General features: G+C 54.2%; 11 protein-coding genes. 1 reads left to right on the top strand and 10 read right to left on the bottom strand.

All coding sequences use genetic code 11. The features are described from left to right. Positions 1 to 12 precede the first annotated feature (12 nt). The 5 genes from LHL20_RS04925 to LHL20_RS04905 all read right to left on the bottom strand — a co-directional run bounded on the left by LHL20_RS04925 (position 13) and on the right by LHL20_RS04905 (position 6,030). Complete coding sequence (locus tag LHL20_RS04925) at positions 13 to 1,425, bottom strand: multicopper oxidase family protein (protein WP_118845399.1); 1,413 nt, start codon at positions 1,423 to 1,425, stop codon at positions 13 to 15. Positions 1,426 to 1,442: 17 nt separating this feature from the next. Next, a complete protein-coding gene (locus LHL20_RS04920) occupies positions 1,443 to 2,867 on the bottom strand; it encodes a TolC family protein (RefSeq protein WP_118845402.1) in 1,425 nt (474 codons plus the stop codon). Continuing rightward, positions 2,864 to 3,148, bottom strand: a complete 285-nt coding sequence (locus LHL20_RS04915; RefSeq protein ID WP_118845404.1) for a hypothetical protein — start codon at positions 3,146 to 3,148, stop codon at positions 2,864 to 2,866. The genes LHL20_RS04920 and LHL20_RS04915 overlap by 4 nt, the downstream gene beginning before the upstream one ends. A 537-nt stretch (positions 3,149 to 3,685) precedes the next feature. Continuing rightward, positions 3,686 to 5,866: an acetyl-CoA hydrolase/transferase C-terminal domain-containing protein gene (locus tag LHL20_RS04910; protein WP_118845408.1), complete on the bottom strand. Its 2,181-nt coding sequence runs from the start codon at positions 5,864 to 5,866 to the stop codon at positions 3,686 to 3,688. Next, complete coding sequence (locus LHL20_RS04905; protein WP_162898081.1) at positions 5,866 to 6,030, bottom strand: hypothetical protein; 165 nt, start codon at positions 6,028 to 6,030, stop codon at positions 5,866 to 5,868. The genes LHL20_RS04910 and LHL20_RS04905 overlap by 1 nt, the downstream gene beginning before the upstream one ends. On the opposite strand from LHL20_RS04905, the gene LHL20_RS04900 reads away from it, so the two are divergent. Beyond that, positions 6,029 to 7,312: a hypothetical protein gene (locus LHL20_RS04900; protein WP_118845410.1), complete on the top strand. Its 1,284-nt coding sequence runs from the start codon at positions 6,029 to 6,031 to the stop codon at positions 7,310 to 7,312. The genes LHL20_RS04905 and LHL20_RS04900 overlap by 2 nt on opposite strands. A gap of 2 nt (positions 7,313 to 7,314) precedes the next feature. Here the strand turns inward: LHL20_RS04900 and LHL20_RS04895 are convergent, their stop codons facing one another. From LHL20_RS04895 to LHL20_RS04875, 5 genes are all read right to left on the bottom strand, one after another. Beyond that, complete coding sequence (locus tag LHL20_RS04895; RefSeq protein ID WP_226432466.1) at positions 7,315 to 8,277, bottom strand: metal-dependent hydrolase; 963 nt, start codon at positions 8,275 to 8,277, stop codon at positions 7,315 to 7,317. Positions 8,278 to 8,432: 155 nt separating this feature from the next. Beyond that, positions 8,433 to 8,768, bottom strand: coding sequence for a YegP family protein (locus LHL20_RS04890; protein ID WP_118845412.1), 336 nt, complete (start codon positions 8,766 to 8,768; stop codon positions 8,433 to 8,435). 147 nt (positions 8,769 to 8,915) lie between these two features. Beyond that, complete coding sequence (locus LHL20_RS04885) at positions 8,916 to 9,392, bottom strand: TolC family protein (protein ID WP_264180785.1); 477 nt, start codon at positions 9,390 to 9,392, stop codon at positions 8,916 to 8,918. After that, positions 9,389 to 10,402, bottom strand: a complete 1,014-nt coding sequence (locus LHL20_RS04880; RefSeq protein ID WP_226432465.1) for a TolC family protein — start codon at positions 10,400 to 10,402, stop codon at positions 9,389 to 9,391. Before LHL20_RS04880 ends, LHL20_RS04885 begins: the two co-directional genes overlap by 4 nt. Then, positions 10,353 to 13,517: an efflux RND transporter permease subunit gene (locus LHL20_RS04875; RefSeq protein ID WP_219142648.1), complete on the bottom strand. Its 3,165-nt coding sequence runs from the start codon at positions 13,515 to 13,517 to the stop codon at positions 10,353 to 10,355. The genes LHL20_RS04880 and LHL20_RS04875 overlap by 50 nt, the downstream gene beginning before the upstream one ends. Positions 13,518 to 13,523 lie beyond the last annotated feature (6 nt).

Genomic DNA, 13,523 nt, shown 5'->3' with positions numbered 1-13,523 from the left:
CTTAACAGCCAATCAATGACCTGAATGACCCGTGGGTTTGCGCACCTGCAATTCAATGTGAGGCTGGTTTTTCTGCGCCAACTTCATGCTCGGCTGCCCTGCGTTGCCGCTGCGTTTGGGTTTGGCCAGTTCACCGGTGAACTCATATGCAACCGTACCTTCAGGGTGCTTGTACCAACCCGGGTCTGAATAATCGCCCGGCTTTTGGTCCTTGCGTACTTTCAGCATGCTGAACATGCCACCCATTTCCACAGATCCAAAAGGCCCCTCACCGGTCATCATCGGAATGGTGTTGTCGGGCAGCGGCATTTGCATTTCCGCCATGTCGGCCATGCCACGTTCACCCATCGCCATGTAATCCGGAATCAGGTTGGTGATTTTTTTGGTCATGCCGCGGTGGTCCACGCCGATCATGGTGGGCACATCGTGGCCCATGGCATTCATGGTGTGATGGCTTTTGTGGCAATGAAATGCCCAATCGCCTTCTTCATTGGCAATGAACTCCATTTGCCGCATCTGTCCCACGGCAATGTCCACAGTCACTTCAGGCCAGCGTGAGTTCTTCGGTGTTGGGCCGCCGTCGGTGCCTGTTACCTCAAATTCATGGCCGTGAATGTGAATGGGGTGATTGGTCATGGTCAGGTTACCCACACGAATTCGCACCCGGTCATTTTTGCGGGCCACCAAAGGCGAAATACCCGGGAACAGGCGACTGTTCCACGTCCACAAATTGAAATCCAGCATGGTCATGATTTTCGGTGTGTAAGCACCAGGATCAATGTCATAAGCATTCAGCAGGAAGCAGTAATCGCGGTCCACTTCGCTGATTAGCGGGTTCTTGTTTTTGGGGTGTGTAACCCAAAAGCCCATCATGCCCATGGCCATCTGCACCATTTCATCCGCATGGGGGTGGTACATGAAGGTGCCGGGCCTTCGGGCCTCAAATTCATACACAAAGGTTTTGCCAGCAGGAATACCGGGCTGGTTCAAACCGGTTACGCCATCCATGCCGTTGGGCAAGCGCTGGCCGTGCCAGTGAATACTGGTGTGCTCAGGCAATTTGTTGGTCACAAAAATCCGCACCCGGTCGCCTTCTACCACTTCAATGGTGGGGCCAGGGCTTTGCCCGTTGTAGCCCCACAAATGCGCTGTCATGCCCGGTGCCATTTCCCGCAACACAGGTTCGGCCACCAGGTGAAATTCCTTCACGCCATTGTTCATGCGCCAGGGCAATGTCCAGCCGTTCAAGGTCACCACCGGGTTGTAGGGTCGCCCGGTGTTGGGCACCAGGGGGGGCATTGTGTCGGGCGATGTTTGCAATACAGGTTCGGGCAAGGCGCTCATGGCGACTTTGCTGACGCTGGCCGCTGCCACTGCGCCACCGGTCAAGGCGGCTGCTTTAAAAAACTCTCGTCTGGAAGTCATGTTGAAGATCCTTTCATTTAGTGGCCACCGCCAGCGTCGCCGCCAGCACTGGCTGCTGCGCCACTGACCGACACCATCATGGGCTTGCCCACCACAGTGGCCTGCAAAGCGGCGTCAGCCCGCCAGAAATCGGCTTGGGCGTTGATGGCTTGAACCACCACATTCACTTGGTCGCGGCTGTCGGCCAACAGTTCGAAAACCCCGATGAACATGCCGTTGTAACGCAGCAAATTTTCATCGGCGATGGTTTGCCGCAGCGGAATGATTTCATCGCGATAATGGCGCGCAATGTCATAGGTGGTGCGGTAGGCGGAATAACTTTCCCGCAGGGTGGATTGTGCGCTACGCAACGTTGCTTCAAGCCGGTTGGCAGCAGCCAGTGTGTTGGCATTGAATGTGTCGCGCTTCATGCCACCCCAATCAAAAATCGGCAAGGCCAATTCAAGCTCATACCCTTTTTTGTTGTTGCGCTCGCCAGTGTCGTTCTCAAAAATTGTGTCGTAACGAATGCCCGCTTCAATGTCCAGAAAACTGGCCACATTGCCCAAGCCTTGTGCCTTTGCACTGCTGTCAAAGCCCTGCTTGGCCATTCGGACATCCAATCGATCTTCAGCGCGCTTGGCCACTTCTGAAGGTGCTTTGGGCGCTTCAGGCAAATCGGGCAGGCGCTCAGGCAGCTTCAGTTGTGCAGCTTGCTCGGTGTTCAAGCCCAACATGCGCACCAGTGCTTCGCGGGTGGCCGTGGCCTTGTGCCTTGTGGCAGCTAAATTAAGCGCTGCATCGGCATAAAAGCTTTGCTGGCGTGCACGCTGCAGGCGTGTGAAGTTGCCCACTTCCTGCATGCGGCGGGCCAGTTCAGCACTGGTTTGCGCGCTTTCAAACACTTGCTGGGCATAGGTGTGCGCCTGCTGGGCTGCCACTGCCTCCACCCAGGCTTGGCGTACCTGCGTCACTTGATCAACCACACTACTGGTTAATTGCAACTGCGCGCGGTCAATCTGTGTGCGGGCAATGCCTTGTCGCGCAGGCAGGCTGAGCAAATCGAGTAAACCGAAACTCAGCAAACGCCCCAGCTCCAGTTCATCCTTGATGCGCACGCGTTCAAATGTAAACACCGGGTTGTGAATGCGACCACTTTGTGCGGCTTGCGCAGCTTGAGCCCAGTTCTCGGCCAACACGGCTTGAAACTGTGGGCTGTGGGTCAGCATCAGCTCTACAGCGGCGGGTTGGCTTAGCGGCTCTTTCAGTATTTCGCCGGCCTTGGAGGCCATGGCCTGCCTTTGTTCATCAGTTTGAACAAGACTCAGCTTGCCGTTGGTGAAACCAGTCAATTCCTGATTGGTTTGGTTCACTGATTCATTGATGTTCACCGATGCACAACCCGCGAGCACCAGCACTGCCAGCGCAACGACGGTTTTTTTCAGCAAATGGGGGGTGTTCATTGCTCACCCCCATGATTGTGCGTCCTGGGTTTGACAGTCTCCTTGGCGCTTGTCGGTTGCTCCTTGGCTTTGTTTTCATAGGGCTCTCGCGCATACACGCGCCAGCCGCCAATTTCTTCAACCAGTTCATTGGCTTTGGGCCAGTTTTGTATCTCAGAATCGGAATACGCTTGGTAGCCTTCGAATGCCGACTGATATTCAAGAACTTGCACAGCTGGTTCAGCATGCGCTGGCAAAGCCAACGCCGACAACAGCAGTACGAATGGGTAATGGGAAGTCATACATCCTCGCAATTGTTCAATACACAGGGCATGCACGGGCTTTACCCACGCAGTGCCCACGAATCAAATTGCGAGTGTTTTCGGTGGCCGATCTATTCGACGCGTGTCGGCAGAATGGGGAATCTGGGGGGCAGACAGCGGGTGCAATGTGTCGTGCTGGATCGCGCCGAAACTGGCTTGTGCCACGGGCAGCAGCACTACCGCACAGGTGGGTGCGCAGTTGCAGCAACCGTGCAACGATTTCATCAATTTTTTGGAGTCATCAGAATTTGCATGATCATGCGAGTCCATCTCATGCATGCTGTGATCCATGCTGCGATGATCCATGTTGCTATGGTCCATGATCTGGACTGAACCAGGTCCATCACCATTCAAGTGGCATGCAAACATGCTCGCCTGCGCCATGCCTTGGACAGGCAACGCAAGCAACATTATCCACATGAGAAAGGTTCGTACCACTTTTGTCATAGACCGCAACATAGCATTAGTCCTCAGACTCGGCAAGTTGGGGAAAGTTGCAATGCCTGTCCATGATAATCACACCAACGCACCCTGCAGCCCGAGCTGTTCCACCAACAATGCACGCACTACCTTGGCTTGTAGATCAGCAGGTTCGTTCAGCCCCATCCTGTCCAAAAAGGGTTGGGCCGATGCAGGTGGCTTTGCGGCGAACATTGCTTTCAACAACAGCTTCCATTTGGGTGTTTTGTTGGCTATGGCCTTGACGGCTTTCAAGGCTTTGGCCAATTCCCATTCCACATCCGTGAAATCGCAACCCAGCGGGAAAGCTGGCAATACACCCTCTCTGGTCAAGGAATCGAGTCGCTTGGCGAGATTTTTCGGGGTGTTGTGCATGAAACTCTCTGGTATCTCGTAAGTCTCCTCGATTTTTCCCGCCAGCTTGGCTTGCTTCAACAGGTCCGCCTGAAACCGGGAGTCGGCGATATTGATCAATTCCCTGGCCACGTCAGCATCTGACTTGCCTCTCAGGTCGGCGACTCCATATTCAGTCACAACAATGTCCCGCAGGTGGCGCGGAATCGTGCAGTGCCCATAGCTGAACACAATGTTGCTGGTGGCTTTACCGCCCTGTTCATTTTCCCGGACTGCGCGAATCATCAAAATACTTCGCCCCGTGGGCAGCTTGTGTGCCATCGACACAAAGTTGTATTGACCGCCAACGCCTGAGATGACGCGGCCATCGTCCAGTCCATCAGACACCACCGCGCCACTCAGTGTGGCCATGATGCCGGTGTTCACAAATCTCGCATGCGCTCGCTGTGCGCTGTACAGGGCATGGTTCAGATCCAGTTGATTCACATGCTCCACACCCAGCATGTGAATTGAATTACGCTGCAGTTCAGGCATGTTCTTCAGCGCCTCATACATGGCATTGGGCCCGAGGAAAAACCCGGCATGAAGCACGGTGCCGTTGACCAAGACCTTGCCCAGGCCACTGGCCACCAATGCTACACGGGTGGCCTTGTCCGCAAGATTGGCCAATACGCGCTGCCCGTTTGGCAATACCAGGTGTACACCCTGCAGCAACACACCTTCCTTGAACAGGCCGTGTCGCTTGAACACATCAAAATCGTGCGGTGTAATTTCACGCACACCCAACTCAGCCAGATCATCCAGTACAGATTCATGCACTTGTTCCGGTCTGCATTTGCCTTGGTTAATCAGGCGCTGCAAGGCCCAATGGTCATACACTTGCCGGTTCAACACACCGGCACGCATCAAATGCAGAAAGCCATCCACAAACATTTCAGTGGCACCATATAAACCCGCCTCAAACGGCTGGTCGCCACCAATTTTGGTCATCAGGTTTACAGTAGACTCAGGACGGTGCAGGGCCTGCAGTACCTTGGTGTAGTTTGTATTGTCGGTCTGGCGAAGTATCAATGCATGCACCACAGCATCACCCAAAGCGCCAATTCCCACTTGCAAAGTACCGCCGTCTTTCACCAAGGCGCTTGCATAAAAACCCAAGGCATAGTCCGCAACATCAACCGGTAATTTTGGCGTAGAGAATAGGGTTGTGAAGTACGCAGGATTGTCGACTACAAAATCAAATTCCTCGCGGGCCACTTGGGCGCTGTGCCCCATGAAAGGCAGCCGCTGATTCACCACGCCAACCACCAGATGCGGTCGATCGCTTTCACGCAGCATGCGAACCAGCTCGATTGAGGTGTCAGGATTACAGCTCAGTGAATAGTGGGTGGCCGTGCCCTCATCTGGCCTGCACACGGCTTGCATCGCCAGGTTGCAGCCCATGTCAAAGATATCGCGTGCAGCCGTGGTGTAGTTGGTGCTGACATAGTTCTGCTGCGCAGCCAAGTTACCCATGCGGCTTCCCGGTTTGAAAAAAAACTCTTGCACCTTCACATTCGGAGGCAGTTTGCCTTGTGTGGCGTCAACGGCGTATCGCAGGTCAGGGCAGTCGCCCCATACCCGTTCAACAAAAGGCTTCAGAAACGCAGCTTCCAGCGCAGAACCTGCAACAGGTTTCTCCAGAGACAGCGCAGTCAGTATCGTCAACTGAATTGAAGGGTCTTCCTGCGCGCGCACATACAGGGCATTGATCAGTTCTGGCGGTTTGCCCAACCCCAAGGGCAAACCCACCCTGATCTGATTACCCAGACGCTGAAGAATAAGCTCCACACACTGTTCAACAGTGTTCAGGATTTCAGGTGCGGTCCTTGATTTTGATTGCATCAGAAAGGCGAGCCAGATGGTTGAACTAATGCATTCAGCTTACCACTTAACTCATGGAGGAATTTCGATACACCAGGAGACAATATGTGCACCACCACAGCCACCACAGCCGCACACGGGGACCATTCAAGCCAGCATTCGCCATCGTCCACGGGTGCGTCCATGACACAACCGCCAATCAATGCCAGTCAAGCCGAGTGGCTGGCTTACGCCGCTTCAGTTGGAGAACAATACGGCATTCCGGGCGAGGTCATTACCTCACTGATCAAAAGCAAAGGTACTCCGAATTTTGGCGGGAGTATTTCCAGCAGCGATGGATCGGGTGAGCAGTTGTATGGCCCCATGCTGGTTCACGGCGGACTGCTTGAGGGCGGGGTGTTTGCAGGCCCTGGTGGACATGGCCTTTACAACGACGATGGGCGCCCCTTGAGCGCGGTTGATTTGAAAAACAATCCGGCTGCAGGCATACGCGCTGGAGTTCAACACCTGAAACAACTTGTAGACATGTACGACGGTGATCTACAAATGGCCATCAATCACTATGAAACCGGCAACCCTGACAACAGTGATCACCTACACGGCGAATTGGCTGAACAATGCACTGATGACTCACACAGCCATGGTCATGGTACGACATCATCGCCTCAACCTTCGCCTGCACCTGTCACTGCACCTGCCACCTCAGCACGCCGCACTAGCACGCCAGCCAGCGAAGAAGGCCATGCCAGTCACAGCGCAGGCTCCCCGCTTCCCTACACTGGCAGTTCAACAGGCCCACTGACTGGCGACATCGACCCGGGGGAAGGCAGCAGCCACCCCAACGATCATGTCGGCGACGCGAGTCATGGCCATGGTTTTCTATTGAATGCCGACGCGCACAATGCAGCCATGGCAACCATGTTCGGGCGACCGGCTGGGGAAACGATTGATTACCTTGTCAAAACACTCGATTCAATTGGCGGCTACAACAAAGGCCAGAATGAAGAGCAAAAACTGAAAGGAGCCTACCTGATTGCGAATTTGGTGATGAAACACAATATGGCACCGCCAAGGCTGTTTGCCAACGAGACCGAGGCGGGCGTTTTTTACGGCCAGGCCAAATTAATGGCCATGGACAATGACGCAGACGGCCTACGTGATTTGATCGAATCCAGAGGGGGCAGTACGTTTGGGCTCGGTGATGCAGAACTGATCAATGTCTGGGGCACCAATGAGCACAACAATCTTCACGCCATCATGTTCGGCAACCGGGAACTGGCAAACGCCGTGCACATGACCTCACTGAACGACAATGATGGCCATGAGAAAGACGGAATGAATCCCGGCCTTTCCGGTGGCTACAACAACAAGGGCGAATACCCGCAGTGGGGTTGGTTCGAAGGATTACAACAAATATCGACCTGGTTCCCGCAGCTCAAGCCCGCCCAACAAGCGCAAGCTGCCTGAAATCAGGCAGCCACTTTCATGTTGGCAGCAATCGCCCCTGCGGCCATGGCTGCGGGTGATTGATCGAGATAAGCCTGTGCCAGTTCAGTAGAACCCTCCTTGGCCGGGTCGTACCACGGGCTAAAGTAGGGCAACTGTTGCAAGACCAGCCACAACGGATTGGGCAGCAGTTCCTTGCGCGAAGCCTTGAACCATTCAACCCACATCCAGGGCTTGTACACCGCAGGTTTTTTCTTGGCGAAGCGAGGGTCCTGTCCGGCAATATTGGCGGCACCGTCCACCCACAAACCGATGATCATTGGCACCACAATCGCAGCCAGGTAATAGCGCGACAAATAATCGCCACCCAGGTGCTTGTACAAGTCAAAGGCAACACTGCGGTGCTCTACTTCCTCAGCGCCATGCCAGCGGATCAGATCCAGCATCACCTGGTCTGCGTTGATCTCATCCCACTTTTTATTTTCAAGCGCATACATGCCCAGCACACAGGTCATGTGCTCAATGGTTGCTACCAGTCCAAGGCGTGCCAGTAACCAGCGACGTTCAAGAAGCGCAGGCACTTTCTTGCCAAACGGTTTGTCGTCGAGCACCACATCAAACAGCCATTTCATCAGTTTCTGGTTGCGCTCGGTTTTAATGCCACGCGCTGCCAAATACTCTTCAGTGGCTGAACTGTGACCACGTGCATGCATGGCCTCCTGTTTGATAAAACCCCGCACGTCTTCTTTCAGTTTCTCATCAGTCACGAACGGCAAGGCTTTGTTGTACAAGCGACAGAACCAGAACTCACCCGCTGGCAATATCAGGTTGATTTCGTTGATAAAGTAACTGGAGAAGGGCTCATTGGGCAGCCAGTCAATCGGCGTTTCCGACCAATCAAATTTCACGTTTCGCTGCTTCAGCACAGTGTCGGTGCTGGATGCAGGGCGGGCAGGCTTTTTGCGGGCAGTGGTGGTCGCGGTCATGATCGGTCTCCGGCATTTTGTCGAGAATGACATTCTTCGATGTCATGGTTTGATCATAACCGGGAAGTTGCAGCGCCGATAGTGGAATTGCTCTACCGCAGTGCGGCAAATCATGCGGTTAAATTTCCGCATGATTTGCAGAAAGTAAATGCCAATCAGCCGGTCGAATCCTTGATGGTGGTTGATTTGCCATTGGTTTTTACCGAATCAATGCCGTTGTCGCATGCAGCCTCGCTGGCGTACATCTGACTGGAACCGATCACCTGATGATTGGCGGCTTTCAAGTTGAAGTGGTGCTTGCCATTGGCGGCCACTTTTTTCTCGTAGCGTGCTGCCTCTCCACAATTCTTTTGAACCGATTCAATGCCGTTTTCAGCGGCTGCCTTGGTTTTGTAAAGCTCACTGGTCAAAATGGTTTCGTGATTTCCCGCCTTCAGTACAAACCGAAACTGCCCATCGCTGCTTTTGCTCAATTCGAAATAACCTGCCATCTCCAACTCCTTTGCATGAATTATTGGTGAATGCTGTGGGATAACCCGTTTTGGTTATATCACAGGTCGACTAAAGTTCAATGCATGAAGCAAAAGCGGCAACCAGTTACCCGGTTGCCTCTGCTCAGAAAGTTCAAAGGCAAGAAATTACTCTTTAAATGCCACTTGATCCGCGTTAAAACCACCGCCCAACGCGCGAATCATGGCAAGGCTGGCGCCTTGCTGGCTCTGCCATGCTGCAGCCCAGCTAAGTTGGGCATTCAACAAGTTGCGCTGTGCATCCAGCAGCTCAAGTTGATTGGCCACGCCATTGTCCACCCGCAATTGCGCCAGGCGAACCACCTGGGTCAAGGTCTGAACTTGCTCTTGACGGGCCTGTAAACGCTCACGCGCCTCACGCTGCGCTACGATGGCATCGTAAATTTCCTGGAAGGCCGTACGAATACTGGCTTCGTATTGCAACACGGCCTGATTGCGGCGTGCCACAGCGGCGTCTCGTTCATCAAACAAACGACCTGCCTGAAAAATTGGCTGTGTAATTTGGGTCTGAAAACTCCAGATTCGGGCTGGGCCACTGAACAGGTCGCTTAAATCGGTGCTCTCTCGTCCACCAAAAGCACTCAAACCAATGGTCGGAAAAACGCCTTGCGTGCGGCTTCCAGATTGGCCTCGCCAGCAAGTAACTGTTGTTCAGCTGCGGCCAGATCCGGGCGGCGCAGTAACAGTTCGGAAGGTGTGTCTTCCGGCAGGATGAACAACTTGGTCAACTGCAGGTTGTCAACTTCAAGAGGTGGTAGTTGCGGTGAATTACCCCCCACAATTACCGCCAGTGCATTCTGCGCACGGGACAGTTGTTCGCGCGTGTCAGGCAACTGTGCACGCACTGCCAACAATTCCGCTTCGGTTTGGCGCAACTGGAGTTCGTTGCTCAAGCCAACATCGGCGCGCTGCTTGGCCAGCTTGTAAGCTGCGTCACGACTTTCCAGGGTTTGTTCCAGCACTTTCACCTGCAAGCCCAACACGCGAACCTGGGTGTACAACGAAGCCGCCGTGGCCGCTACGCTCAGGCGCACTCCACGCACGTTATAGCCCTGCTGCATGAAGCCGGCGCGGGCAGCATCTTCCAGTGCACCAATTCGACCCCACAAGTCAAGCTCCCAAGTCGCGCCAATGCCCAGCTGCTGGTTTTCATACACATTTTGCCCACCAAACACCGGCACGTTGCCAGCCTGTGACGGGCGATTGCGACCGGTGGTGAACTGACCAAAGATTGAAGGCCACTGCTGCGACTTGGCAATGCCAAGCACCGCACCTGCTTCATTCAATCGCTCATTGGCCAAACGAACATCGGTGTTGTTCTGCAACGCCTGCTCAACCACCTGGTTCAGCGCCGGATCGCCGAGCAACAGCCACCACGCCTCATTTTGAACCTGCTTCATGCCCACGCCTTTTGCGTTTTCAGGCACTTCAACTTGCATGGCTTGCTCTGGCTTGCCATTGAACCTGTCCAGCAAAGGGATGCTGGATGCGCAACCGGTCAGGGCCAGAGTCAAACCCAAGGCGATTGCGGTTTTCGGCAGGGCTTTAAACATGCTCGCCCCCTTTGTTTGTTGATTGTTGATTGGATGAATCATTTGCTTCCTCTTCATCACCATGGTGTCGTCCACCTTTTTCACTGCGATCGATCAAGCGGTAAAACAGGGGCACAAAGAAAATGGCCAGCAATGTGGCGGCGGTCATGCCACCCATTACACCGGTACCTACAGCGGCGCGTGCACCTGCACCAGCACCACTGGAGAACGCCAACGGAACAACGCCCAGAATAAACGCAAACGAGGTCATCAAAATGGGACGGAACCGCAAACGGGCCGCTTCCAGAGAAGCGTCAAGGGCGCTCATACCTTCTTCACGCTTCAGCACCGCGAATTCCACGATCAAAATCGCATTCTTCGCAGCCAGACCTAGTAACGTCACCAGACCAATCTGGAAATACACGTCATTGGTCATGTCGCGCATCCACACCGCAAGCAGCGCGCCGAACAAGCCAAACGGCATGGCCAGCAGCACCGAAAACGGAAGGGTCCACTTTTCATACTGGGCAGCCAGAATCAGGAACACCATCAGCGCACCCAAGACCAGCGCAAAGCTGGAAGAACCTTCAGAACGCTTTTCCTGAAACGAGGCACCAGAAAAGTCGTAGCTGAAATCATCCGGCAACACCTCGGCTGCAATGTCCTCAATGGCCTGAATGGCTTCGCCTGAACTGATGCCTGGTGCACCACTGCCCAACAGCTTTACAGCAGGTAGATTGTTAAAACGCTCCAAAGTTTCCGGCCCTTGTGAAAACTCCACTTTGGCAAAGGCCGAAATCGGGATCATTTCGCCAGTGTTCGAGCGCACATACATGTTGCCAATGTCAGTCGGGCTTTTGCGATATTGCGCATCCGCCGACATCAACACCTGCCAGGTACGACCGAATTTGTTGAAGTCGTTCACATAGTAGGTACCCATGCTGGCCGCAAGGGTGTCGAACACTTCATTCACGTTCACGCCCATTGCGCGGGCACGTTCGCGGTCCACATCCACATATAGCTGAGGCGTGCCGGGGCGCCACAATGTTTGTACTCCAGCCAGGCGCGGGTCTGCATTGGCTTTGGCCATGAAGGCGTTCATCACCTTGGCCAGCTCGGCTGGGCCGCCTTCGCCACGGTTTTGAATATAGAACTCAAAGCCACCGGCATTGCCCAAACCGAAGATGGGTGGTGGTGCAAAAGCCAGCACCAACCCTTCCTGAATGCCCGCAGTCCGGCCAAACAACTCGCCCACCAAATCAGTGGTCACAGCCTCGCGGTCGTCCCAATGGCGCTGGGTTACGAACATGGTGGCCGCGTTGTTTTTGAAACTGCCGCCCAGGACGTCAAAGCCTGTAAACGCCAAGGAATACTCGTTGGCGGGGTTGGCGGCCACTGCATCCACCACCTCGGCAACCACTTTGTCGGTGCGCTGAAGTGTTGCGCCATCGGGCAAAAATACGGCCGCAATAAAATAGCCCTGGTCTTCATCAGGAACCAATGAACCCGGTGTGGCCTTGAACAAACCAGCAGTGACCACCAGCATCACCAGAAACAAACCAATACCAATGGCTGGACGCATGCTGATGAATTTCACGCCACCCACGTACTTGGTCGTTACCCGCGCAAACCAGTTATTGAATGCGGTGAAAAACTTGCCTGGTTTTTTGTGCTCGTGCTTGAGCAGCAGCACACAAAGGGCCGGGGTCAATGTCAACGCGACAATGCCGGATACGATCACAGCAATGGCGATGGTGATGGCGAACTGACGATACAGTTCACCGGTCAAGCCGCCCAGGAAACCGATTGGAATGAACACCGCTGAAAGTACCAGCACGATTGCAATCACCGGGCCGGTTACTTCCTGCATGGCTTTGATCGCCGCCTTGCGCGCGCCCAAGCCCTCTTCATGCATGATCCGTTCTACGTTTTCCAACACCACAATGGCGTCGTCCACCACAATACCGATGGCCAGCACCATGCCGAACAATGTCAACGTGTTGATGGAATAACCCAGCAAATAAAGCCCTGCAAATGCGCCCAGCAATGAAACAGGCACGGCCACAATCGGAATCAAGGTGGCGCGCCAGTTCTGCAAGAATACATACACCACGATGAACACAAGTATCATCGCCTCGACCAGCGTTTTCACCACTTCACGAATGGACACCTCCGCGAATCGCGTGGTGTCATAAGGCACTGCGTAATCAAGACCTTCCGGAAAGTCCGCAGCAATTTCATCCACCGTGTTTTTTACATTCTGAGCCACGTCGAGCGCGTTGGCACCCGGCTGCAGGAATACTTCTACCAGCGTGGCTGGCTTGCCATTGATACGACCTGTGAAGTCGTAGTCCTTCGAGCCCAACTCGACACGGGCCACGTCTTTCAGTCGAAGTGAGGAGCCGTCCGGATTCACGCGAATCAGGATATTCTCAAACTCCTCAGGTTCACTCAGACGACCTTGGGCAGTCACGGTGTAAACCAGTTCCTGGCCATTGTTGTTGGGTGCTTGCCCCACCTTGCCCGCCGCGAACTGTGCGTTTTGCTCATTCAACGCGGCAGCAATGTCACCCGCAGTCAGTTTTAACTGGGCCATGCGATCGGGCTTGATCCAGATGCGCATGGCATAATCTTTCGCACCTAAAATCTGCACGTTGGTGGTGCCGGGAATCCGCTTGATGCGGTCGAGCACGTTCAAGGTCACATAATTCGAGGTGTAGAAGTCGTCAAACCGACCGTCTTCAGAATAGAACGCCAACACCTGAAGGAACGACGAAGAACCCTTGTTCACAGTCACACCCTGCCTGCGTACTTCCTGCGGCAAAATGTTTTCAACCTGTTTCACACGGTTATTCACGTTCAGCGCGGCCTGGTCCGGGTCAGTGCCAATTTCGAACGTCACCATGATTTCAACCACGCCACTGCTGGCCGAAGTTGAACTCATGTACATCATGTCTTCCACCCCGTTGATCGCATTCTCAATGGGTGCAGCCACAGTGCTGGCAATCACCTCAGCGGAAGCACCGGGGTATACGGCACGAACCTGAACCACCGGCGGCGCAATTTCAGGGTACTGCGCAATCGGCAAACCACGCATGGCGGCCAAGCCGGCCAGCATGATGAAAATCGACAACACGGCCGCAAACACAGGCCTGTCGATAAAAAATTTCGAAAACATGTTTTA

Source organism: Alteromonas sp. McT4-15, from assembly GCF_020515205.1.
Classification (GTDB): Bacteria; Pseudomonadota; Gammaproteobacteria; order Enterobacterales; family Alteromonadaceae; genus Alteromonas.
This window is presented reverse-complemented; position numbering and strand designations above follow the sequence as displayed.